The organism is Pseudomonas sp. SW-3 (genome assembly GCF_016615645.1).
Classification (GTDB): Bacteria; Pseudomonadota; Gammaproteobacteria; order Pseudomonadales; family Pseudomonadaceae; genus Aquipseudomonas; species Aquipseudomonas mandelii.
The window spans coordinates 1,910,198-1,934,336 of record NZ_CP067098.1 but is presented as its reverse complement, the minus strand read 5'-3'; the positions used below and the strand labels follow the sequence as shown (position 1 = coordinate 1,934,336).

Annotated in this window: 21 protein-coding genes; 4 read left to right on the top strand and 17 right to left on the bottom strand. The window is 57.4% G+C overall.

The window, feature by feature from the left end; all coding sequences use genetic code 11:
- Nucleotides 1-27: 27 nt before the first annotated feature.
- The 6 genes from JIO00_RS08690 to kdpF form a co-directional block, all read right to left on the bottom strand.
- On the bottom strand, nucleotides 28-726 hold the full coding sequence (locus tag JIO00_RS08690) for a response regulator (protein WP_010461630.1): 699 nt from the start codon (nucleotides 724-726) through the stop codon (nucleotides 28-30).
- A gap of 36 nt (nucleotides 727-762) precedes the next feature.
- Nucleotides 763-3,414, bottom strand: coding sequence for a sensor histidine kinase (locus JIO00_RS08685; RefSeq protein WP_083374712.1), 2,652 nt, complete (start codon nucleotides 3,412-3,414; stop codon nucleotides 763-765).
- Between the two features lie 138 nt (nucleotides 3,415-3,552).
- The gene (kdpC, locus tag JIO00_RS08680) at nucleotides 3,553-4,098 is read right to left on the bottom strand and encodes a potassium-transporting ATPase subunit KdpC (protein ID WP_010461634.1); all 546 of its coding nucleotides are present in this window, start codon (nucleotides 4,096-4,098) and stop codon (nucleotides 3,553-3,555) included.
- A gap of 205 nt (nucleotides 4,099-4,303) precedes the next feature.
- Entirely contained in the window at nucleotides 4,304-6,361 is a 2,058-nt protein-coding gene (kdpB, locus tag JIO00_RS08675) for a potassium-transporting ATPase subunit KdpB (RefSeq protein ID WP_154503870.1), read from the bottom strand.
- Nucleotides 6,362-6,371: 10 nt separating this feature from the next.
- The gene (gene kdpA, locus JIO00_RS08670; RefSeq protein ID WP_200667965.1) at nucleotides 6,372-8,066 is read right to left on the bottom strand and encodes a potassium-transporting ATPase subunit KdpA; all 1,695 of its coding nucleotides are present in this window, start codon (nucleotides 8,064-8,066) and stop codon (nucleotides 6,372-6,374) included.
- An 8-nt stretch (nucleotides 8,067-8,074) separates the two neighbouring features.
- A complete protein-coding gene (gene kdpF, locus JIO00_RS08665; protein ID WP_007899818.1) occupies nucleotides 8,075-8,164 on the bottom strand; it encodes a K(+)-transporting ATPase subunit F in 90 nt (29 codons plus the stop codon).
- A gap of 396 nt (nucleotides 8,165-8,560) precedes the next feature.
- Here kdpF and eat point away from each other — a divergent pair, with 396 nt between their 5' ends.
- Nucleotides 8,561-9,925 (top strand): ethanolamine permease, encoded by a 1,365-nt coding sequence (eat, locus tag JIO00_RS08660; RefSeq protein ID WP_010461641.1) that lies wholly within the window; start codon nucleotides 8,561-8,563, stop codon nucleotides 9,923-9,925.
- Between the two features lie 125 nt (nucleotides 9,926-10,050).
- Nucleotides 10,051-10,218, top strand: a complete 168-nt coding sequence (locus JIO00_RS08655) for a DUF2897 family protein (RefSeq protein WP_010461642.1) — start codon at nucleotides 10,051-10,053, stop codon at nucleotides 10,216-10,218.
- A 92-nt stretch (nucleotides 10,219-10,310) separates the two neighbouring features.
- On the opposite strand, the gene JIO00_RS08650 is transcribed toward JIO00_RS08655, so the two are convergent.
- Together JIO00_RS08650 and JIO00_RS08645 are read right to left on the bottom strand one after the other, a co-directional pair.
- Nucleotides 10,311-11,162, bottom strand: coding sequence for an urea carboxylase-associated family protein (locus JIO00_RS08650; RefSeq protein ID WP_077747932.1), 852 nt, complete (start codon nucleotides 11,160-11,162; stop codon nucleotides 10,311-10,313).
- Between the two features lie 15 nt (nucleotides 11,163-11,177).
- Nucleotides 11,178-11,831 (bottom strand): GntR family transcriptional regulator, encoded by a 654-nt coding sequence (locus JIO00_RS08645; protein WP_172792445.1) that lies wholly within the window; start codon nucleotides 11,829-11,831, stop codon nucleotides 11,178-11,180.
- 176 nt (nucleotides 11,832-12,007) lie between these two features.
- Here JIO00_RS08645 and JIO00_RS08640 point away from each other — a divergent pair, with 176 nt between their 5' ends.
- A complete protein-coding gene (locus JIO00_RS08640; RefSeq protein WP_077747934.1) occupies nucleotides 12,008-12,565 on the top strand; it encodes a TetR/AcrR family transcriptional regulator in 558 nt (185 codons plus the stop codon).
- Here JIO00_RS08640 and fabF read toward each other — a convergent pair.
- Both fabF and JIO00_RS08630 read right to left on the bottom strand, forming a co-directional pair.
- Nucleotides 12,562-13,836: a beta-ketoacyl-ACP synthase II gene (gene fabF / locus JIO00_RS08635; protein ID WP_010461652.1), complete on the bottom strand. Its 1,275-nt coding sequence runs from the start codon at nucleotides 13,834-13,836 to the stop codon at nucleotides 12,562-12,564. The genes JIO00_RS08640 and fabF overlap by 4 nt on opposite strands.
- Before the next feature lie 32 nt (nucleotides 13,837-13,868).
- Nucleotides 13,869-14,663, bottom strand: a complete 795-nt coding sequence (locus JIO00_RS08630) for an SDR family NAD(P)-dependent oxidoreductase (RefSeq protein ID WP_010461653.1) — start codon at nucleotides 14,661-14,663, stop codon at nucleotides 13,869-13,871.
- Nucleotides 14,664-15,194: 531 nt separating this feature from the next.
- Here JIO00_RS08630 and JIO00_RS08625 point away from each other — a divergent pair.
- The gene (locus tag JIO00_RS08625) at nucleotides 15,195-16,475 is read left to right on the top strand and encodes a Wzz/FepE/Etk N-terminal domain-containing protein (RefSeq protein WP_042932912.1); all 1,281 of its coding nucleotides are present in this window, start codon (nucleotides 15,195-15,197) and stop codon (nucleotides 16,473-16,475) included.
- Between the two features lie 152 nt (nucleotides 16,476-16,627).
- On the opposite strand, the gene JIO00_RS08620 is transcribed toward JIO00_RS08625, so the two are convergent.
- From JIO00_RS08620 to JIO00_RS08590, 7 genes are all read right to left on the bottom strand, one after another.
- Nucleotides 16,628-16,963, bottom strand: coding sequence for a ComEA family DNA-binding protein (locus JIO00_RS08620; protein ID WP_010461655.1), 336 nt, complete (start codon nucleotides 16,961-16,963; stop codon nucleotides 16,628-16,630).
- A 113-nt stretch (nucleotides 16,964-17,076) separates the two neighbouring features.
- Nucleotides 17,077-19,071: a polysaccharide biosynthesis protein gene (locus JIO00_RS08615; RefSeq protein WP_010461656.1), complete on the bottom strand. Its 1,995-nt coding sequence runs from the start codon at nucleotides 19,069-19,071 to the stop codon at nucleotides 17,077-17,079.
- A 93-nt stretch (nucleotides 19,072-19,164) separates the two neighbouring features.
- The gene (locus tag JIO00_RS08610; RefSeq protein WP_010461657.1) at nucleotides 19,165-20,196 is read right to left on the bottom strand and encodes an MraY family glycosyltransferase; all 1,032 of its coding nucleotides are present in this window, start codon (nucleotides 20,194-20,196) and stop codon (nucleotides 19,165-19,167) included.
- A 190-nt stretch (nucleotides 20,197-20,386) separates the two neighbouring features.
- Entirely contained in the window at nucleotides 20,387-21,565 is a 1,179-nt protein-coding gene (locus tag JIO00_RS08605; RefSeq protein ID WP_010461658.1) for a DegT/DnrJ/EryC1/StrS family aminotransferase, read from the bottom strand.
- A gap of 86 nt (nucleotides 21,566-21,651) precedes the next feature.
- A complete protein-coding gene (locus JIO00_RS08600) occupies nucleotides 21,652-22,278 on the bottom strand; it encodes an acetyltransferase (protein ID WP_010461659.1) in 627 nt (208 codons plus the stop codon).
- A complete protein-coding gene (locus JIO00_RS08595) occupies nucleotides 22,275-22,871 on the bottom strand; it encodes a sugar transferase (protein WP_010461661.1) in 597 nt (198 codons plus the stop codon). Before JIO00_RS08595 ends, JIO00_RS08600 begins: the two co-directional genes overlap by 4 nt.
- A 47-nt stretch (nucleotides 22,872-22,918) precedes the next feature.
- The gene (locus tag JIO00_RS08590; RefSeq protein ID WP_200667964.1) at nucleotides 22,919-24,139 is read right to left on the bottom strand and encodes a glycosyltransferase family 4 protein; all 1,221 of its coding nucleotides are present in this window, start codon (nucleotides 24,137-24,139) and stop codon (nucleotides 22,919-22,921) included.

Below are 24,139 nucleotides of genomic sequence, written 5' to 3'. Positions count from 1 at the left end.
GAAGACAATAGGCCGGACACCAAAAAGCTAAAGACTACCCTCACTCAACAACCGATAACCAACCCCCGCTTCGGTAACGATAAAGCGCGGCTGAGTCGGATCATCCGCCAGTTTTTGCCGCAAATGCCCCACAACAATCCGCAAATAATGACTGTCCTCGGTATGGGTCGGCCCCCAGATATCTTTCAACAGTTGCTGCTGGGTGATCACCCGCCCGGGATGCCGGGCCAGTTGCGCCAGCACCGCATACTCTTTGCGGGTCAGCGCGACTTCGGCGCCATCGAGCAGCACCCGGCGATAGGCCAGGTCCACGGTCAGCGGGCCAAACGTCAGCGCCGCTTGCTGAGCCTCGCCAACGGGGGCCTGACGCAATAACGCACGCACCCGGGCGAGGAATTCCTGGATACCGAACGGCTTGGTCACGTAATCGTTGGCACCGCCATCGAGCGCTTCCACCTTTTGCCCTTCGCTGGCACGCACCGAAAGCACCAGCACCGGCGCCGTCGACCATTCGCGAAACTCGCGCAGCACTTGCTGGCCGTCCATGTCCGGCAGGCCGAGATCGAGCACCAGCAAGTCGGGTTTGTTCAACGCCGCCTGGGCCAGCCCTTCGTTGCCATTGCCGGCCTCCAGTACCTTGTAACCCTGGGAAGCGAGGCTGATGCGCAGGAATTTGCGGATTTGCGGTTCGTCGTCGATGACCAAAATGGTCGCGGTCTGGCTCATGGTTTCTGATCGTGGCATGGAGATGTCCAAAGGGTATCAGGCTTCACTTTCAAGGCCCGGCTGTTCCTGCAATGGCAAGTGCAGTGTGATGCAGGTGCCGCGCCCTTCAATGCCGTCCGCGACACTGATCCGACCGCCATGCGCGCCGACCATGCCCTGACAGATCGCCAACCCCAGGCCGGTGCCCTGCCCGCCCCGATCACCGCGCGCAGCGGTGTAGAACATGTCGAAAATCTTCGCCCGCTCTTCCTCCGGAATCCCTGGCCCCTCGTCGCTGACCGAGAAAAACAGCTCGCTGTCATTGGCGCCGGCGCGTAATTGCAGACGGCCGTGAGGCGGAGAAAAACGCGCGGCGTTTTCCAGCACATTGACCAGCGCCTGCTCGATCAGCGCGGCATGCACGTACAGCAGCGGCAATTCGGCCGGCACTTCGGTGCTGACCTGCAACGGCGCCAGTACCGCGCGCAGACGATTGAGCGAACTGCCGACAATATCGGCCGGCGACACCCAGTCCCGCGCCAGCTTCAACGCACCGTGACCGAGGCGGGTCATGTCCAGCAGGTTTTGAATGTAACGGTCGAGGCGCTCGGCTTCATCGCGGGTGCCTTCAAGCAGTTCGCGGCGATCCTCCAGCGGGATGGCTTCACCGAGGGCCAGCAGACTGTCGATGCTGCCGCGCATGGAGGTCAGCGGCGTGCGCAAATCGTGGGACACCGACGCCAGCAAGGCGCTGCGCAACTGCTCGGTTTCGCCGTGCAGGCGCGCCGCTTCCAGGTCTTCGGCCAGTTGCGCGCGAGCCAAGGCCTGGGCCAGCGGTTGACTCAACGCCGTCAACAAACGCCGACGCTGACCGCTCAAGGTCTGGCCTTCTTTGGCGCACACACCGAGCAGGGCCAACGGTCCGTCTTCCACCGACAACGGCCACCACCACCAACGCCCGAACGGCAGCGTGCCGGTGCCCGCGCCCGCCGGCTGGTCGTGTTGCCAGGCCCAATCGGCGGCAGCGCGTTCGGCTTCGGAAAACTCCAGCGGGCCGCCGGTCTCGACCTTCCAGCCACCCTGGCCGTCGCGGTTGAGCAGGCACAGTTGCAGATCGCTCCAGCCATTGAGGTGCTGGGCCGCAGCGCTGACCACCGCCTGGCGGTCGGTGGCGGCGGTGAGTTTGCGCGACAGGTCGAGCAGTTCGGTGGTCTCTTCCTGAGTGTCGCGCAACGCCTGCAATTGCCGCCGCTGCCGCGCCGCGAGGTTACCGGTGAGGGCCGCCATCAGCAGGAAGAACAGCAAGGTCAGCACGTCTTCTTCGCGCTGGATGGCGAACGAAAAATTCGGCGGGATAAACAGAAAGTCATAGGTCAGAAACGACAGCGCCGCACAAGCCAACGCCGGGCCGAGGCTGCTGCGCACCGCCACCAGCAACACGGCGGCGAGGAACACCAGCGATATATTCGGCAGCGGCAAGACGCTCGCCACGGCCCAGGCCAAAGCAGTGGCCAGCACCGTCGCCACGACCGCCAGCGCGTAGTCGAACCACACCAGCGAATGCGCCGAACGCTGACGCGGCTGATGCTGTTCGTGATCACTGTCGAGGACGTTGATTTCCAGCCCCCGCGCATCGCGCAGCAAGCGTGATGCCAGACCGCCGCCGAACAAGCGCCGACGCAAACGCTGGCGCGATTGACCGACCAGCACCAGGCTGGCACGTCGTTCGGCAGCGTGCTGGATCAATGTTTTTGCGACTTCACCGGCGCGCAGTAACACCACTTCGCCGCCCAGTCGCTCGGCCAGTTGCTGGGCACTTTGCAGGCGCAGTCGCGATTGTTCGTCGCGCACGCTGCCGTTGTCCACGTGCACCAGGCTCCACGGCAGATGCCGACGCTGGGCGACCCGGCTGGCGTGGCGCACCAGGCGTTCGGCCTGAGCATCGCCATCGACGCCGACCAACAATCGACCGCGCACCGCTGGCGCGGCCTGGCCAAGTTGTCGATATCCCTGGGCCAGGTCATCGTCCACCTGCGCAGCGGCGGTTTGCATTGCCAGTTCGCGCAGGGCGGTGAGGTTGGTCTGGGTGAAGAAGGCGTCGATGGCCGCCCGCGCCTGCTCCGGCACGTAGACCTTGCCGTCACGCAGACGCTCAAGCAGTTCGCGTGGCGGCAGGTCGATCAGCAGCAGTTCGTAGGCTTCTTGCAGCACCCAGTCCGGCAGGGTTTCGCGAACCTGCACGCCGGTGATCCCGCGCACTTGATCATTGAGGCTTTCGAGGTGCTGAACGTTGACCGTGGTGAACACGTCGATGCCGGCGGCGAGCAATTCCTGGATGTCTTGCCAGCGCTTGGCGTGACGGCTGCCAGGGGCGTTGGTGTGGGCCAGTTCGTCCACAAGCACCAATTTCGGCTTGGCCGCGAGCAGACCGTCGAGGTCCATTTCTTCGAGCGTGACGCCTCGGTATTCCAAGCGCACCAAGGGCTGCTGCGGCAAGCCGCCGAGCAGCGCTTCGGTCTCGGCGCGGCCGTGGGTTTCAACCACGCCGGCGATGACTTTCACGCCCTGGCGCAATTGGGTGTGAGCCGCTTGCAGCATGGCGTAGGTCTTGCCGACACCGGGCGCGGCGCCGAGGAAAACCTTGAGCCGGCCACGGCCATCGCGGGGCAGGTCTGCTAACAGCGCGTCGGCGCGGCCGGAGTCACTCATTTGTCATTGCCTTATCTTGATTGATCGTTCCCACGCTCCGCGTGGGAATACAGCTCGGGACGCTCCGCGTCTCCTTCAGAGCCGAACGCGGAGCGTCCGTTGATGCATTCCCACGCAGAGCGTGGGAACGATCATCTTCTACAGGTTTTCCAGCGCGATGTTTAGCGCCAGCACATTCACCACCGGCGGCCCCACCAATGGCTGCTCAATGTGCGCATTCATCAATTGCTGAAGCGTAGACACCGGCAAATTACGCGCCGCCGCAACACGCGCCAGTTGATAGGCAATCGCCGCCGGTGGCAAGTGGGGATCGAGGCCGCTGCCGGAGGTGGTCACCATCGCCAAGGGCACTGGCCCCTGACCGGGCACCAGCTGTTTGTTGGCATCGTCGATCACCCGAGTGGCCAGCGCCGGATTGCTCGGCGAAAGGTTGCTGGCGCTGCTCGACACGGTGGCAAACGCACCCGCCGATGGCCGTGGATGGAACCAGGCATCGCCAACGAAATCCTGGGCAATCAGCGAAGAGCCACGGACCTTGCCGCCGGCGTCACGCACCAGGCTGCCATTGGCTTGATCCGGGAACGCGACCTGGGCGACGCCAGTGACGACCAAGGGGTAAGCGACGCCGGTGATCAGGGTCATCAGCACGAGCAAGCTCAGGGCCGGACGTATCATTGTGGACATTTCAAAATCCTCGAATTCAAAGAACATTCATCAGGCACACACGTCACTTGTGGCGAGGGAGCTTGCTCCCGCTCGACTGCGAAGCAGTCGTCAACCCGGCAAATGCGGTGTACCTGAACAAACACGGTGTCTGGGATGAGGCCGCTTCGCAGCCCAGCGGGAGCAAGCGCCCTCGCCACAAAAACCCCACCACAGCTCCCGACCGTCAAACCAGATGCAATGCCGTCAGCAGCATGTCGATCGCCTTGATCCCCACGAACGGCACCACAATCCCGCCCAATCCGTAGACCAGCAGATTGCGGCGCAGCAACGCCGCCGCGCTCGCGGCCTGCACTCGAACCCCACGCAGCGCCAGTGGAATCAGCACCACAATGATCAAGGCGTTGAACACAATCGCCGACAGAATCGCGCTCTGCGGACTGGCTAGGTGCATGACGTTCAGCACGCCCAATTGCGGGTAGATCGAGGCAAACAGCGCCGGCAGGATCGCGAAGTACTTGGCCACGTCGTTGGCGATGGAAAACGTCGTCAGCGCACCGCGGGTCACCAGCAATTCCTTACCGATCTGCACCACGTCCAGCAGCTTGGTCGGGTCGCTGTCGAGGTCGACCATGTTCGCCGCCTCCCGCGCGGCTTGCGTACCGTCGTTCATCGCCATGCCGACGTCAGCCTGGGCCAGGGCCGGGGCATCGTTGGCGCCGTCGCCGCACATGGCAACCAGGCGACCGTCGTTCTGTTCGTGGCGAATGCGCGCCAGTTTTTTCTCTGGCGTAGCCTCGGCCAGCACGTCATCGACGCCCGCTTCGGCAGCTATGGCAGCGGCGGTCAGCGGGTTGTCGCCGGTCACCATTACCGTACGGATGCCCAGTTTGCGCAGCTCGGCAAAACGCTCGCGGATGCCGGGCTTGACCACGTCCTTGAGGTGGATCACACCAAGCAATTTGCCGTCGGCGCAGACCAGTAACGGGGTACCGCCGCTTTGAGCGATCTTGTCGATCTCACGGGACAGCGGCGCGGCCAGGTCGGCGCGTTTCACACCGACGAAGGCCAGCAATGAATCCACCGCGCCTTTGCGATACACACGCCCCTGATAGTCGACACCGGACAGACGGGTTTCCGCGCTGAATGGCACGGCCGTCAGCAACTCGGCGGCGGGTTCAGGTTGTGGCTGAGTGCCGCGCAGGTACTCGACGATGGACTTACCTTCAGCCGTGTCATCGGCCAGCGAGGCAAACAATGCGCCCTCCGCCAGTTCACGGGCGGTGACGCCCGGCGCCGGATGCACTGCGGTGCAGCGACGGTTACCGAAAGTGATGGTGCCGGTCTTGTCCAGCATCAGGACGTGAACGTCCCCCGCTGCTTCCACGGCGCGACCGGATTTGGCGATCACATTCAGGCGCACCAGACGGTCCATCCCGGCAATACCGATGGCGGACAACAAACCGCCAATGGTGGTCGGAATCAACGTGACCAATAACGCCACCAGGAACACCAGCGGCAGGCTGCCGTTGGCGAAGTGGGCGAACGGTTGCAGGGTGACGACTACCAACAGGAAGATCAGGGTCAGGCCGATCAGCAGGATGTCGAGCGCGACTTCGTTCGGGGTTTTCTGGCGTTTGGCGCCTTCGACCAGAGCGATCATGCGGTCCAGTGTCGACTCGCCGGGGTTGGCGGTAATCTTCACCAGCAGCCAGTCAGAGACCAGGCGAGTGTTGCCGGTGACAGCCGAACGGTCGCCCCCGGACTCACGAATCACTGGCGCGGATTCGCCGGTGATCGCCGCTTCGTTGACGGCGGCAATACCTTCGATGACCTCGCCGTCACCGGGGATCATTTCCCCGGCTTCAACGCGCACCACATCGTCCTTGCGCAGGCTGGTGGCCGGTACCACTTGAAAAGTGCCGTTACTGGTTTTACGGCGGGCGCTCAAGCCTTCGCTGCCGGCCTTGAGGCTGTCGGCGCGGGCCTTGCCGCGACCTTCGGCCAAGGCTTCGGCGAAGTTGGCGAAGAGCACGGTGAACCACAGCCACAGGGCGATTTGCGCAGCGACGAAGGTCGGCACGGCACTGTCGGGAATGAAGCACAGCACGGTGGTCAGGATCGCGGTCAGTTCAACCACCAGCATCACCGGTGCACGCTGCAATTGCCGTGGGTCGAGCTTGACGAAGGCTTGCACCAGCGCCGGGCGCCAGAGGGCCGAGATCGCAGTTTTGGGTTGTTCCGGCGCCTTGGCGACGACGGTTTTGCTTACAGGCATATTCATGATGGATTCCTTAGAAGCCCATACTCAGATGTTCAGCAATAGGACCCAGCGCCAATGTCGGCAGGAAGGTCAAACCACCCACCAGCAAAATGGTCACGGTCAGCAATGTCACGAACAGCGGGCCATGGGTCGGGAAGCTGTTCTGGCCGATCGGTGCGGTTTTCTTCATTGCCAGGCTGCCGGCCAACGCCAGTACCGGGAGGATGTAACCGAAGCGACCGATCAACATGCCAAGACCCAGCATCAGGTTGTGGAACGCCGTGTTGGCACCGAAGCCGCCGAAGGCCGAACCGTTGTTGGCACTGGCCGAGGTGTAGGCGTACAGCAACTGGCTGAAACCGTGGGCACCGGGGTTACTCGCCGCCGCGACCGGGCCGGGCAGACTCGCGGCAATCGCACCGAGCACCAGCACGCCGACCGGCATCACCAGCAAGGTCACGACCAGCAACTGGACTTCCTTCGCCTGGAGTTTCTTGCCCAGGTATTCCGGGGTACGACCGATCATCAGGCCGGCGAGGAACACCGCGATCAACACGTTGAGCAACATGCCGTAGAGCCCCGCGCCGACGCCGCCGAAGATCACTTCGCCAACCATCATGTTGACCAATGCGACCATGCCGCTCAGCGGGTTGAGGCTGTCGTGCATGCCGTTGACCGAGCCGTTGGACGCTGCGGTGGTGGTCACCGACCACAGCACCGTGGCGGTCGTGCCGAAGCGCGCTTCCTTGCCTTCCAGCGGCGCGGTCTGTTCGACGGCGACGTTGTTCAGGGTCGGGTTGGGTTGGTATTCAGCCCACAACGAGGTCGCGCCGCCGATCAGGAACAGCGCCAGCATGCAGGCGATGATCGCGCGGCTCTGACGCAGGTCTTTGACGTAGTGGCCGAAGGTGAACACCAGCGCGGCCGGGATCAGAATGATCGAGCCAACTTCGAACAGGTTGCTCCACGCTGTCGGGTTCTCGAACGGGTGCGCCGAGTTGACGCCGAAGAAGCCACCGCCGTTGGTGCCCAGTTGCTTGATCGCAATCTGGCTGGCGGCCGGGCCGAGTGGAATCACCTGATCGACGCCTTGCATGGTCACGGCATTCACGTACTGCGCGAAGGTTTGCGGCACGCCCTGCCAGACCAGGTACAGCGCCAGCAGCAGGCACAGGGGCAACAGGCCGTAGAGGGTGGCGCGGGTCATGTCGACCCAGAAGTTGCCCAGGGTCTTGCTCGACTTGCGACCAATACCGCGGCACAGCGCAACCAATACCGCCAGGCCGGTGGCGGCGCTGACGAAGTTCTGCACGGTGAGGCCGACCATCTGGCTCAGGTAGCTCAGGGTCGCTTCGCCGCTGTAGGACTGCCAGTTGGTATTGGTCATGAAGCTGACGGCGGTGTTGAACGCTTGCGTCCACTCCTGACCCGGCAGGTTTTGCGGGTTCAACGGCAAGTGATCCTGGAACAACAGGATCGCGAACAACAGCAAAAAGCCCGCGAGGTTGAAGGCGAGCAAGGCCAGTGTGTATTTCTGCCAGCTCTGTTCGACCTGCGGATCAACGCCGGCCACCCGATAACAACCACGTTCGACCGGTCCGAGGATCGGCGAAAGCCAGGTGCGCTGGCCTTCCATGACCTTGTAGTAGAACCGCCCAAGGAACGGTGCCGGGATCAGCACCACGGCAAAGAAGGCCAGGATCAGCCAATAGTCATAACTGTGCATAGCCGCTCCTAGTTCCGGTCCGCGCGCAACAGCGCAACCAACAGATAAATGAACAGCCCCACTGCCAATAGCAGTGACACCCCGTCCAGAACGCTCATGGAAGTTCTCCGTGTTACGGCGTATTGCCGCGTGTGGAGTCATTGTCGGCAGGGAGGCTGTAAAGGAACGAGACCGAGGGGTGTGGCGGGGCATAAAGAATGCGTAAAGAGTGGGTTTATGCCGGCGTTACAGAGGTGTCTGGACCGGTGCCTTCGCGGGAAAGCCTCGCTCCTACAGGTCCGTGGAGCGCTCGCCCTTGTAGGAGCGAGGCTTGCCCGCGAAGACGGCAGAACACACGACAACGCCCCCAACTAGCGCACCAAAATGCATGCATCCAGCACCGTACATCCCCGATACGACACCTTTTTACGCTTTACGACTGCTATCACAACACTGGCACGCCCACTGCAAACGCCTCCCCCCGACGCTTTTCAAACCGTTCAGGGAGCAAACGCATGAACACACAACTCAAACCCACGCTGGGCACGTTGCACCTGTGGGGTATTGCGGTCGGACTGGTGATTTCCGGTGAGTATTTCGGCTGGAGTTACGGCTGGGGTGTCGCGGGCACACTCGGGTTCCTGGTGACCTCGTTCATGGTCGCCACGATGTACACCTGCTTCATTTTCAGCTTCACCGAACTGACCACGGCGATTCCCCATGCTGGCGGCCCCTTTGCCTACAGCCGCCGCGCCTTTGGCGAGAAAGGCGGATTGATCGCCGGGTTGGCGACGCTGATCGAGTTCGTCTTCGCCCCGCCGGCGATTGCCTTGGCTATCGGCGCTTACCTGAATGTGCAATTTCCGGCCCTCGACCCGAAACACGCAGCGGTCGGCGCCTACATCGTGTTCATGGGCCTGAACATTCTCGGCGTGAAACTGGCCGCCACCTTCGAGTTGATTGTCTGTGTATTGGCCGTGGCGGAACTGCTGGTGTTCATGGGCGTGGTCGCTCCGGCGTTCAGTTTCAGCAACTTTGCGCTCAATGGCTGGGCCGGTTCCGATGTGTTCGGGGCGCCGGCGATTGCCGGGATGTTCGCGGCGATTCCTTTCGCCATCTGGTTCTTCCTCGCCATTGAAGGCGCAGCGATGGCCGCCGAAGAAGCCAAGGATCCGAAACGCACGATTCCCAAGGCCTACATCAGCGGCATCCTGACCCTGGTATTGCTGGCCATGGGCGTGATGTTCTTTGCCGGCGGCGTCGGCGACTGGCGCACCCTGTCGAACATCAACGACCCGCTGCCACAAGCCATGAAAACCGTGGTCGGTGAAAGCTCGGGCTGGTTGCACATGCTGGTATGGATCGGCCTGTTCGGTCTGGTGGCGAGCTTCCACGGGATCATCCTCGGCTACTCGCGGCAGTTCTTCGCCCTCGCCCGCGCCGGTTACCTGCCGGCGTCGCTGGCCAAGCTGTCGCGCTTCCAGACACCCCATCGGGCGATCATTGCCGGCGGCGTAATCGGTATCGCGGCGATCTACAGCGATGGTCTGATCAATCTCGGTGGCATGACGCTGACCGCGGCGATGATCACCATGGCGGTGTTCGGCGCAATCGTGATGTACATCATGAGCATGCTCAGCCTGTTCAAGTTGCGTAAAACCGAACCGAACCTGGAGCGCACCTTCCGCGCGCCGTGCTACCCGCTGGTGCCGATGATTGCGTTGATCCTGGCGGTGGTGTGCCTGGTGGCGATGGCCTGGTTCAACACGTTGATCGGCTTGATCTTCCTCGGCTTCATGGCGGTGGGCTTCGTGTACTTCATGCTCACCGCGCAATTGCGCGCGGATGCACCGGCCGACGCGATGTTGACCGGACTCTGAATGGTCTCAGGTGTTCCCGACAGATCAGGCATAGAATGGAACCACCGCGATATGAAATCGCTCAAAGTGGTATGCACGATCGATTGGCGAAACCCGCCAATCGGCCTGCCCTCAAGGAGAGCCCTATGCCCTGGTATGCCTGGTTGATTCTGGTCGTTGCAATCGGCTCGATCGTTGGTGGTTTGATGATGCTGCGTGACACTGCCAACAAGGTCGAACTGACCGAAGAGCAACGTAAACGTGTCGCGGAACGCAACGCGGAAGCGGACGCCAAGGATGCGCAGGACCGCTAAAAAACTGCTGAACAGCTTCTGTAGGAGCGAGGCTTGCCCGCGAAGGCGATCTCAGGGACGCCTTCGCGGGCAAGCCTAGCTCCTACGTCCGATTATTTTTCCCAGTCGGCCTTGGCGATGTGCAAGCCATGCAGCCCTTTATACGCAGCACGTTCAGGCTGGCTCCAGCCCTCGAGCAATGAATCCTCCAACCGATAAATCTCCACGCCCAGCGGGCGACAGACGCTGAGCGGATCCTGCGCATCCGGCCCCCACATGGCCAGTGACAGGTCCCCTCCCGGACAGGTCGACAGCGCACACAGCAGATCGATCTCGGCAAAGAACTCCAGGTAATCGCCCTTCTGCGCCGGACAGGCCTTCATGAAGTACATGTCGTCGTGGTTCAGGCCCGTACACTGGAAAATGTTCAGCACGTCATGCACGTCGAACTCGGTCAGGCCATGGGGCAACACGGCGCGCGTCAGGTTGGAGTGGCAGTGATGATGGAAGTCCTCGCCGGTGAGCATTTTGTTCACATAGGGATCGCAGCGCGTACCCAGCAAATCGTGCAAACGCCCCCCATGTTCATCGATGCCGTAATCGGCCAGGCTGTCGTCGGTGATGGTCACCAGCGGCCGTAAAAAAGGCAGGTTCGACCAGAGCCGGTCATGGGTGCTGACATGGGCGCCCTGCAGTTGCCGGGTCCGCGCCGCCCACAAACGCTCGCGCGGGTCGTTGGCGTTCCAGACATTGAAGTCGCCGACTTGCGGGCCGACCGGCGTGGTCACACGAAACACGTGCCCGGCCGGCACGTTCCAGGCGCGACCGGTGCGGATCGGCACTTCAAACTGCTCGATCAGCGTGCGGCCTTCCCTGGTGTCGCGAATCCGTTCGTAGAAGGCTTTGTCCACCTGCAAGGCCGAGCCTTTGCTGACTTGATAGGCCGCCGGATAGTCTTTGTACATGACACACATCCTCGATCAGTGATGGGGGGTTGGGGCAAGCATTCGCAACAGAAGGTGTTCAGAGTCATCGAGGTAAGCGCTCATGGCGTCTGCGGCGGCGCGCTTGTCGCCCTCAGCGAGAAAGTCATGGATCTGCCGGTCGCGAGCCAGCCAGGGCGCCTGAAAACGTGATTCATCGGGCGCGGCGCAGAACGCCAGGCGCAGTTGCGCAACAACGTTGGTGAAAAACTCATCGAACAATGGGCTGCGCAGCAACCCGACGATGTGTTGATGAAACGCCAGGCTGTGGGTGCCGACGGCGCGCCAGTCCTCGCGTTCCCGGGCCAGCTCGGTGGCCTCCAGCGCCTCGAGCATCCGGCCCGATTGATCATCGCGCAATGGCGGGCTCACGCTGATGGCTTGCAGTTCCAGGGTACGCCGGACCTTGAACAAATCCCGAACATCATCCTGACCCAGCTTGCGCACCATCACGCCCTTGTTGCGCACGTAACGAGTCAGTCCATCCTGCCCCAGGCGGTGCAACGCTTCACGAATGGTGTTACGGGAGGCGTTGTAGGCAGACACCAATTCGTTTTCCACCAGCGCCATGCCAGGCAGTAGGCGACCGCCTATGATGTCGGCGCGCAACTCCAATGTGATGTGATCGGCCAGGGACAGTCCACTGTTCATGCTCATCGCCTCGTGATTGTTCAACAATCGTCAGCTGACAAGTAATCACTATTCGTGCCAGCTGAATCGATGCGGCAGGACGAAGTTGGTCGCATCTGCATGCTTTTTAGAAGTAGAAGTACAGTCACCATCCCATTTTCATTGGTTAAGATGGCGCATTGTTGCGGAGATTTCAGATGCGTTACTCGCAGGACCATAAAGCCCAGACCCATCAACGCATCATCAAGGAAGCATCGGCGCGATTTCGCCGCGACGGTATTGGCGCGACCGGCCTGCAACCCCTGATGAAAGCGTTGGGGCTGACCCACGGCGGGTTCTACTCGCATTTCAAGTCCAAGGACGAACTGGTGGAAAAGGCCCTGCAGGCCGCCGGCGAACAGTGCGACGCCATCTGCGCCGAGCTGTTCGCGCAGGAGCACCCGCTGGAAGCATTCATCGACACCTATCTGTCTGAATGGCACCAGACGTCACCCGATCAGGGTTGCCCGCTGCCGACCATGTCCTCGGAGCTTGGCTTGCGCGGACAACCCAGTCCGACCTCTGACGTGGTGCTCAATTCGAGGCTGGAACAAGTGCAAGGCACGCTTGAAGGCGAAGATGCCGCCGACCGCAGCATCTTCATTATGTCGGCCCTGGTCGGGGCGTTGTTGCTGTCGCGCAGTGTCGAGAATCAGGAGATGGCCCAGCGGATTCTCGACGTGACACGCGAATTTCTCAAACAGCCCTGGGATTAATCCTGCCAGCGTTTGAAGAGCACGCTGGCATTGACCCCGCCAAACCCGAAGCCATTGGACAGTGCATATTCGATCGCCATCGGCCGCGCCTGACCGTGGACGATGTCCACGCCTTGCGCCGCCGGGTCCGGGTTTTCGAAATTGAGGGTGGGCGGCACGACTTGATCGCGGATCGCCAACAGCGTGAAGATCGCCTCAATCCCGCCCGCCGCCCCCAGCAAATGCCCGGTGGCGGACTTGGTCGATGTCACCGCGATCTTGTTGTCCGAACCGAACAATGACTTGATGGCCGCCAATTCTCCAAGGTCCCCAACCGGGGTCGAGGTGGCGTGAGCGTTGAGATGCTGCACCTGTGCGGCAGAAATACCCGCCTGGGCCAGGGCCAGCGACATTGCCCGACGCGCGCCGCTGCCATCTTCGGGGCCGGCAGTCAGGTGATAGGCATCGGCACTGGTGCCGTATCCGACCAGTTCGGCCAAGGGCTGAGCCCCTCGGGCAAGGGCATGTTCAAGCGATTCGATCACCAGAAGGCCAGCACCTTCCCCCATCACGAAACCATCACGACCACTGTCGAATGGCCGAGAGGCACGCTCCGGGGTGTCGTTATAACCACTGGACAAGGCACGCGCAGCCGCGAAGCCGGCGAGGCTGACCCGATCGATCGCGGCTTCCGCGCCCCCGCACACGGCGATATCCGCCTCACCACAACGAATCAGCCGCGCCGCATCGCCAATCGCCTGGACCCCGGCCGCGCACGCTGTCACCGGAGCACCCAGCGGGCCTTTGAAACCATGCTGGATCGACACATGACCGGCCGCGAGGTTGACCAGAAAGGAAGGAATGGTAAATGGCGACAAACGTCGCGGACCGCGGCTGTCGGTTGTACGGACCGCATCGGCAATTGCGCCGAAACCACCCACGCCCGAGCCGATAATCGTCGCGGTGCGCTCCTGAGCATTAGCGTCTTGCGCTTGCCAACCGGACTGCTCCACCGCCTGGCGCGCGGCCTCCATAGCAAACATAATGAAGCGGTCCATTTTTTTCTGCTCTTTGGGCGGCGTCGCCCGGTCCGGGTCGAAACCCGCCTCGGGATCTTCCGTCATGGAGAGCACCGCGCCGCCGACCTTGGCCGGCAGATCAGCGACCACTTCGTCAGGCAACTGACGCAACCCGGAGCGTCCAGCCAACAGGCGCCCCCAGACCACCTCGACATCGCTACCCAGCGGGGACACCAGGCCCATGCCCGTTACAACCACTCGACGATTACTCATACTGCAATTACCTCAAGCCGATTGAAGACGCCTCACTTGTAACGCGTGGCGGCCGTACTTTTGGAAAGATTCGGGGCCATCACCAGACGAGCTTTTACAAAGTCATCCCACTCGGAGGCGTTCGGCAACGATGGAATGGTGATCAACTCACCCTGGTCCAGACCGGACAATGCCGCATCGACCATCTCCCCGGCTTCCATCACCATGTCTGCGGGAATCTGAGTAGCGTCGATACCGGAGCGCTCCCAGATTTCAGTGCGTGTTACGCCTGGCAACACGGCCTGGACCTTGACCCCGGTACCGTCCAGTTCCGCGTTCAACGACTGCGTCAGACTTAACACATAAGCCTTGCTCGCGCTGTAAGTCGCGTTGAATCGCTCAGGAAACAACGCCACTACCGAGGCGATATTGATGATCGTGCCACGGCCAGCCTTTGCGAAAGCGGCGGCCGCTGCCGATGCCAGGCGCGTGACGGTGGTGACGTTGAGCTGGATCAGCTTTTCCGTCTGGTCCATGTCGGAATTGGCCAACAGACCTTCTGCTGCGACACCGGCGTTGTTGAGCAGCAGGCTGATACTCGAATCGCTGCGTAGACGCTGTTCGAGCTTCAGAACGTCATCTTTTTGTGTGAGGTCTGCCTTGAGTACTTCGACCTGGACACCATGCTCGGCGCGCAACTTGCTCGCCGCTGCCTGCAAGCGTTGCTCGTCGCGAGCGACCAGCAACAGATCAAAACCACGCGCCGCCAAACGCTCAGCGTAGATGGCGCCGATTCCGGAGGAGGCTCCGGTGACGAGGGCGGTTCCTTGGGTCTGGACAGAATTCATGAGCGTGCTCCTGGGTTGATGCACGATGGAAGTAGAGCGCTGGGATGACAGCGCTGCAGGTGAATTTCCAACATTATAGGCATAATTTAAAACAAATATGACAGCCATAATTTTCCATCCTGACAAGTGGCTGGCTCATGGTGTCAGACCGGAACAACAGCTCACCCGCCTATGCAGAGGACTCAGTAAAAATCAGTCAATAAAGGTGTGATCTGGTAATCAACGCCTCGGCAGAGCGACAGGAAACAAGGGTAGTCGACGTCTGAACGAGTTTCGGAAATAAAATTCGTGTTCCTTGGTGGCGGAATATCGTGCGAGAAAATACATAGTTCCGTAGCCGCAACCTGCGCAGAAAGCCAAAAAAATTTCCAGTTGATGTATCAAATCCAAGGGTTTGGGACCGTCCCACCCTTGCTGTTTACCGGCTTATGCGCAAAAATAGAAATGTAACCGGGTGTTAATTTCCAAACCAATTCAGACAATAAATTCCAAGCACTCCTGGAGATGTTGTCTTTTATTCTTGAGCGCACTATGAACACTCCAGCAACTATACCGTATGTCCCCACACACACCGAAATTGATATAAGAGAAATCCTGAAAAGTGTATGGAAACAACGAGCCATTGTCCTGCTATTTTCCGGACTTGGATTTGTTGCTGCCGTTACCTACGTGACGCTTGCCACTCCAGAATACGAAGTAAACACCTCTATTAGACCGGTCAGCAATACAGACCTGGACGAACTAAATGAATCTGGCGTTTATAAAATACATCCGGAAGAAGCCTTACAACGAATCGGCTCATTAATGGAGTCTTATGATGTCCGGTTAAATTTTTTCAAAACTTATCCGCAATATCTCGCGCCATTGCAAGCCCCTGGAAAATCCATTGAACAAACTTTTGAATCGTTTAATGGCAGCGCATTTACGCTAACACAAATTGATCCAAAAAAGAGTGCAAGCTTATCTTCTGCGATTAATCTAGCACTGAAATATCCAAAAGGTGTCGATGGTGTAGGCATCGCAAAAGACTTCACCGCATTTGTAGTCAACAGCGAAAAACAAAAAATAGAATCTAACTTTAAAACGTTGGTTTCTAACAGAATCGAAAAAATAGAAAAAAATCTTGATTCTAAAAAGTCAGCTTATGCAGCAACTACAAGCTCCAGTATCGCGGGCCTTCTGGAAAAAGATCAAATTAAAAAGCAGGTGCTTCAAGACGAACTAAAAGCCCTTCGCCAGCAACTACAGACCCGCAGACAAAATCGAATAAAAGAACTCGACGAAGCCATCGTTATCGCAAAACAACTTGGCATTGTCAGACCTACGACGCCTTCGTCTTTAGCCGATGTTGGGCAAGCACGCGAAGGAAACATGATACGCACGGAAGTAACCAATCAGCAGATCCCGCTATACTTTATGGGACAGTTGGCCTTGGAAGCGGAGCGTTCGACTTTGGTTTCCCGTCGTTCGGATGATTTCACTGAACCGCGCATTGATGAAATTCAGAAGGAGCTCAGCCTTCTCGCCGTTAACCGCAAGGTAGGAGCCTTGATGGAGCGCGAAAATCCCGAATTATTCCTGGATGGTATTGGAGATATTCGTGGAGACCTCACTCGATTAAAAAATCTGAATATCAATTTTGACCAGTTCGAACTCGTGCATATTGATAAGGCAGCGCTGGAACCACTGTCACCTGTTTATCCAAAGAAAACGAAAGTCGTTGGACTCGGGATACTGTTTGGCCTGGCGCTTGGTGTAGGGGTAGCTTTGGTTCGAAGACTTTTTCAATCATTTCAGGCAACCCCTCATTAACGTCCCTGTATAAACCTCGCTAACTCCCGCGAGTACCCAGAAACGTTTTTTGATGAACTACCTGCGGGCTGCAGCGATGCAGCCCTCGGCTCAAAGTTTTGCTGCCATTAGAAGGCCGGTCAACGACCGGCCTTCAGCGCACATCAGCGCGCTTAATTGACTTCAAGTTTCTCGCGATTTCTCTCCAGAATCGCTTTGCCGATTCCCTTTACTTCCAGCAACTCGTCCAGAGATGCAAACGACCCATTACTGTCCCGATAAGCAACTATCGCTTTTGCTTTCGCCTCGCCTACTCCAGCAAGCTCACGTTGCAAGATCGTCGCATCGGCGCTATTCAGATCGACCTTGCCAGTTTGCGTCGGCTGCGCCACATCCTGCACGAGAGATGGGGTGGCAGGATCTGAAGTGACCGTTGGCGCAGCGATAGCTGCAATAGAGCCACTGGTGAGCAGAGCAAAAACCAGAGAGTAGATATAGCCTGTACGCATATGTGAAGCTCCATGAACATCAGTTGAGATAGCAGCTTTTCCGAAGCTGCCTCCCAAAATTAGGCGATGTCTGGAATCTGTCAAAAATGTATCCGTTACAGAATATGAAACAATCAGGGCTCGAGCCGGCGCTGCTGATAAATCCAGTCGACGATATCTCCATCAGGCGTGTAACCACTCACTGTATCGCGCAGCAGCTGGCGGACACGTGCATAGTCGTCTTGCTCGACGGCACTGAGCAGCTCCGTCAGCTTAACTTTAAGCACATCCCATGGAAGATGATCTTCATTGGCGCTCATGATCATAGGGTGCTGGGTGGCGGCTACGTTGTCGCCGATCAGCAACTCTTCGTAAAGCTTTTCCCCGGGGCGCAGACCTGTGAATTGAATTGAGATGTCGCCGTGCAGATTTTTTTCGGAACGGACACTCAATCCAGACAGATGAATCATTTTTTCAGCAAGTTCTACAATCTTGACCGGCTCCCCCATATCCAGCACGAATACATCTCCACCCTGCCCCATGGACCCAGCCTGGATTACAAGCTGGGCGGCCTCGGGAATGGTCATGAAATAACGAGTGATCTTGGGATGGGTGACGGTCAATGGCCCGCCAGATTTGATCTGTTTGTGGAACAAGGGAATGACGGAGCCAGAAGAACCCAGAACATTACCGAAACGCACCATCGTGAAACGCGTCTTGTTGACTCGGGAGACATTAGTATCGTCTCCAAAAAGTACCGGGGCTAGTTCTCGACTCAGCGCTTGCAGCGTTAATTCAGCAAGTCGTTTGGTGCTGCCCATTACATTGGTCGGACGTACAGCTTTGTCTGTCGAGATCAAGACGAAGTTGGCAACCCCGGCCTTCAGCGCCGCCTGAGCGGTATTAAGCGTACCGATTACATTATTCAGCACGCCTTCGGCAATGTTGTGCTCAACCATAGGTACATGCTTGTATGCTGCTGCGTGATACACCGTATCCACATGCCAGGTTTTCATCACATCCAGCAACTTATCCTGGCTTCGCACTGAGCCGAGAATCGGCAAAAGACGAACAGACAGGGATTCCCTGGCAACACGCTGCTCAAGCTCCGACAAGATGCTGTAAAGATTGAACTCGCTATGTTCAAACAACAAAAGGGTCGTTGGACGCAGAGCAAGAATCTGTCGGCACAGCTCCGACCCGATCGATCCGCCGGCACCGGTAACCAGAACAGATTGGCCCTTGATGCAATGCTCTAATAGATCACCTTGGGCTGGAACAGCGTCGCGCCCCAGCAAGTCCGCAATATCGACTTCCTGAATGTCGTCGACTTTGACCCGGCCACTGGCAAGATCCATGAAGCCGGGCACGCTTCGTACGTGGAGCGGGAACCCTTCAAGGAAACCGAGAATTTCGCGACGACGGCCGCGTGTTGCAGAAGGGATTGCCAGCAGAATTTCTTGCGCGCCGGTGTCATCGATCATCTGCTGAATGTGCTTAGGCTTGTATACCTGGAGCCCGGAAATGACCCGGTCAGCTATGCTTTTATCATCGTCAATAAACGCTACCGGACGCATGATTCGGCCCATACGCAACGCTGCAACAAGCTGGTTCCCAGCAGCTCCAGCACCAAAAATGGCGACTCTAGGAAGTCCGTCGTCCCGATTCGTGAAAGGCACGTGCTGTGCAGCGGCAAACCAGTCGCCCAGAAAATATTGACGCATGGCCAGACGCAAACCACCGACCATAATCAGGCTCAACCACCAGTAGTTAAAAATGATGGAACGAGGGACGATGTTCTGATGGTTGCTGTACCAGTAGACGATTACGCCAAGAATCAAAGACGACAAGCTGACTGCCTTGATAATTGCGATCAGCGCATCATTCCCGAAATAACGCATCACCGCACGGTACATGCCGAAGCGGATAAACAAGGGGATGGCGACTATTGGGGCACTGAGAAACAGCCACGTATGTGCAATAAGTGGATTGACCATATCATCAATGCCGAGGCGTACCAAAAACGCCAGCCACAATGCTGCCCATACTAAAAGGACATCTGCCGAAACCTGAATGAGTCGCTTCTGGCGGCGTGGGAGGCCTAGCAAAAATGTGCGTAATTTATCCATAACTCCGTCGTACACTTCGAACCGCTCCCCTATTGACCGTATATAACGAGTGTACGTCTCCTGACGCTCCCGTCACTTTAAAAAACTCATGAATCAGCTGCTGATTGCCTGCTTTTCTTCGAGTTCACCCGCATGGAATTTTACAGCGAGAAGAAGAAGAGGGATGTAAGCGATGAGCAGGCCAAGCGCCCCGTCCAGGCCGAAAAAGGCAACGCAAAGCGCAACGGGTAACAACCATGCAATATTGATTGCCCCTACCGCTAGAGTGACCGGCAGATGCTTGTGGACTCTACGCGCAGCAAACTGATACGCATGGCTGCGATGAGCTTCATAGACCTTATCGCCACGAATCAGGCGACGGAACAGAGTGAAGGTCGCATCAACGATGAAAACACCTAACAATATTAACCAGGCCCAAAACAGCTGATGCGAAACCCAAGCCGCCTGGATCGAGATCACGCCAAACATCATGCCTAGAAATCCGCTGCCGGCGTCACCCATGAAAATACGCGCGGGGGGAAAGTTCCAGATCAGGAATCCGGCAGTTGCCATAGCTAGCATCGCCGGTACCCACATCAGGTTCTGAAACCCGGTGACCCAGTAAAGCAGACATGCACAAAGGCAGACGGTAACCGCCTCAACACCCGCGATACCATCTATGCCATCCATGAAGTTGTACAAATTCAGCATCCACACGAGGTAGATTGCAGCCAAGATATGCCCAAGCCAACCGAGATCCAATGAGATATCAAATACATTCAGCAAGGGTAGACCACTCAGCCAAAACAAGGCCCAGGCGGCACCCGAAAAATGGCCTAGTAACCGCCACCGCACGGGGACGTGACTATAGTCATCTAACCAACCGAGCAGCGAAATGCCAGCCCCTGCCCCCAGCAATGCAAAAACAAAGCTCCAGTCGAGGACGCCAAGAAAGCCGAAAACCGGCAGCGCCATGAGGAAACTGAAGGCAATTGCCAAACCACCAGCGCGAGGTGTAGGCATTGAGTGCGAACTACGACCGTTGGGAATATCCATCAGGCTTCGAGCCAGCGCATAACGACGCAAAGCCTCCGTGAGCACCACCGAAACGCTTGCTATAAACGGTAACGACAACCATAACGCCATCGACGAGATATCCCAAAAAATACGGAGTACAACTCCAGGCGCTTCAGAGACTTCTCGCGCGTAACTGTCATCCGGCCTGATATTGCCGGCCGGATCTACGAGTAGTAATAGGGAGATACCAGAATCGGGGCTCAGGAGCTGAAGCAGCTTATCGCACTGGCCCTCCTCCTATCACAAGGTCGAAAGAGGCCTAGGGCTTGACGGCTTGTTGCATGACCGTTCGAATCACTTCGCAAGTCTTGTCGATTTCAGCCTCAGTCAGCGTCGGATGTACCAGGAACATCAAACTTGTCTCACCCAGCTCTTTCGCGACAGGCAGTCTTGCTTCTGGACGCCAGCCGGTATCGTCGAATGCTTTTTCGAGGTACACCTCAGAGCAGGAACCCGAAAAACATGGAACGCCAAGTGCTGAAATCTCGGACAGAATACGGTCCCGACTCCAGTCAGCCTTCAATTGCTGCGGCTCTACGAACACATAACATTTATAGGCTGCGTGAGCGCAGTTTTCGGAAACTGCTGGAACGCGTAAACCTTTGAGGTCGCGAGCTTGTGACCAGATACGCTCGGCATAATTGATTCGGCTGGCACGCCACTGCGCCATGCGACGAAGCTGAATCCGGCCGATAACCCCTTGTACTTCCAGCATCCGCCAGTTCGTACCAAAACTCTCATGCAACCACCGGAAGCCTGGTTGATGCTCGCGCTCGTAAATCGCTTCCCAACTTTTGCCGTGATCCTTGTATGCCCACATTTTCAACCAAAGGCTGCGGTCATTCGTCGTGACCATCCCGCCCTCGCCCCCAGTGGTCATAATTTTATCCTGGCAAAACGACCAGGCGCCTACATGACCAATGGAGCCTACGGGGCGTCCTTTATACGTTGCACCATGTGCCTGGGCGCAATCCTCAATCACCTTGACATCATGAAGTGCTGCCAGCTCCATGATCGGGTCCATATCACACGGCCAACCGGCCAAATGCACACAGACAATGCCCCGGGTACGAGGAGTAAGCACTGCCTGAATGGTTTGTGCGGTAATGTTCTGAGTATCGCGGTCGACCTCTGCGAATACCGGAATAGCACCGGCATTGACGATGCTGGACACTGATGCGAGGAAGGTGCGAGGCGTGACAATGACTTCGTCCCCACGCCCGATACCCAGCGCAACCAGTGCGAGGTCAAGTGCTACGGTGCCATTAGCCAAAGCGATGGCATATTCCGTGCCAGCCCACGTGGCAAACTCTGTCTCAAACTCACGGCATTCCTGCCCGGTCCAATAGTTAACTTTATTGGAAAGCACTACATCACGAACGGCATCGGCCTCTTCCTCGGTGAACGAAGGCCAAGGAGAAAATGGGGTATTCAACACGGTTTTTACCTGCCATCCATAATTAAAAAAGAACCGTCGATAATCCAGGACGGCCAATCAGTCACTTGTATCCAATGGTTAAACACTCAGGATCTTGGGATCGCTCGAGCAGGCACCCCTGCGAAGGTCATGTTATCAGAGATATCGCAGATCACCGCGGCTCCAGCACCCACCATAACGCTGGAACCTATGCTGAGCATCTGCCTGACACAGGCACCGATGCCAATCCAGCTTCCATCGCCAACGGTTACAGCTCCGGCTAACCGCGCGCCAGGACTGATATGCACGCACGAACCAAGAATACAGTCGTGATCGATGCTGCAGCCCGTATTCAGAATCGCACCGTCACCAACAATCGCGTAGGCATTGACTACCGCAGATGCAAATACCACGGTTCCAGGCCCGATCTTAGCGTATCGGCTTATGATTGAAGCAGGATGCACCAGAACAGGAAGTTGTGCCCCAGAGGCTTTCAGCTCGTCCAGTTTGCGTCGCCGGACACTGTTGTTGCCAATTGCAACCAGCACACCATCAAATTCTCCCACACGGCTAAGCAAGTCGCTGGTATTTCCAACAACCGACCAAACCCCGATGGAAGACACCTGGGGCCATGCGTCATCAAAGAACTCGATGAGTTGCCATCCACAGCATTCCGCGGTGTCAGCGACAACTTTTCCATGTCCGCTCGCACCAAGAACTGCCAGTCTCTTCATTTTTTTGACCCGGTAAACTTGGTCATTGTGACTTCACCTTCAGCGCTGATCCCGTCCCTGATCAAAACCTTTTTGATGGTGAGAAAAATGATCTTCATGTCTAGCCACAGCGACTGGTGGTCCACATACCAAATATCAAGTTTGAATTTCTCTTCCCAGGACAGCGCATTGCGACCATTTATCTGTGCCCACCCGGTCACACCCGGACGCGCATCATGCCTGCGAAACTGGACTTCGTCGTACAACGGCAGATACTCCATCAATAGCGGGCGCGGCCCCACCAAACTCATATCTCCCTTGATTACGTTCCACAACTCCGGCAACTCATCCAGACTACTCGAGCGAAGAAATCTGCCAAAGTCTGTCATTCGTTCAGAATCTGGCAAGGGGTTGCCGTTGGCATCCAACGCGTCCCGCATAGTGCGAAACTTGACCATCTCAAACGGTTTACCACCGAGACCAGGTCTGACTTGTCGAAATAAAATTGGAGATCCCAATCGCTTGCGAATCAAGTATGCGACGATCACGATCACGGGAGACAAGACAATCAACCCGGCTACGGAGGCCACAATATCGAAGAAGCGTTTTGACATCGGAAGTCCTTGTAATCCAAATTATTATTGAAAAAAAGCGCTGGAGCTCATTTCGACAAACGCTTGAAGTGCTCACCAAAGCGCTCGACCCCGACACGCAAGGACAGTTCTTGGTGATAGTACTCCAGTCCATTTTCAGCCATGCTCTTGTGCCCTTGTACGGAAACATCCATCAAGGCCAGGATAGCGTTCGCAAGAGCCTGCGGGTTGTCTGACTCGCTGACAACGCCACAACCTGCATCGCGCACAAGATCAGCAGCATCACCATCCACAGCCATCAAGATTGGCTTACCGGCCGCCATATATGCCTGGGTTTTAGACGGAATAGTGATGCTGAACAACGGGTCCTTCTTCAAATGCACAAGCAAGGCATCGGCGCAGGACAGATAGGCCCCAACTTCAGGCATAGGAACAGCCGGCAGAAAAAATACGTTGTCTAGCTTTTTGCTTTTCGCAAGTTCTTCTAGCCTGGAGGTTTCAACTCCTCCACCAAGAAAGATAAATGCCACTTGACTGGCCTGTTCCTGCAACAGCTCCGCAGCTGCAATGACTGTATCGAGCGACTGCGCTTTGCCCATATTTCCAGCAAAAAGAATCCGAAACTTGGAAGTTTGTGGAAAGTTGGCCGGTGAACTACTCGAAGTGGCGCTAACCATATCTTCGGCGCACCAGTTGTAGATAACATCAATCTTCTGCGAAGGCACTCCCCGCTCAATCAATAAACGCTTGAAACCAGGAGACAACACGACAATCTGGTCCACGTGACCATATACCCAGTCGCAGACACTGGAGACGATCTTCAGGAGTTTTTCGTTAGAAAACATCCCCGTGGCCCTGAGCGTGTCAGGCCACATGTCCTGAATATCGTATACCACCGGAACGCGTCGAAAAAAACGAACGAGTGCAGCTGCAATACCTACCGTCAATGGGGGATGGTAGGCATATATGACATCTGGTTTTTTCGCGCGAAAAAGGCCATACAACAAAATACTGGCAGCAAAGCTGATGTAGTTTAGAAGTCGACCAACACCACTCTGCCCATGACTCGGATAGAGTGGCACGCGTGTGATCTGGACGTTGTCAATAATTTCGCGCTGCAATACCTTTATCTTGTAGCCTGGGTACACTTTTCCACCGGGATAATTAGGAAACCCGGTCACCACTTCAACTTCGAAGCCCTGCGCCACCAACTCACGAGCGAAAACCAATCCTTTGAAGGTCGGCTCAGGGTCGAACCACTGAGTAAACAGTAAAATACGAATAGCCAC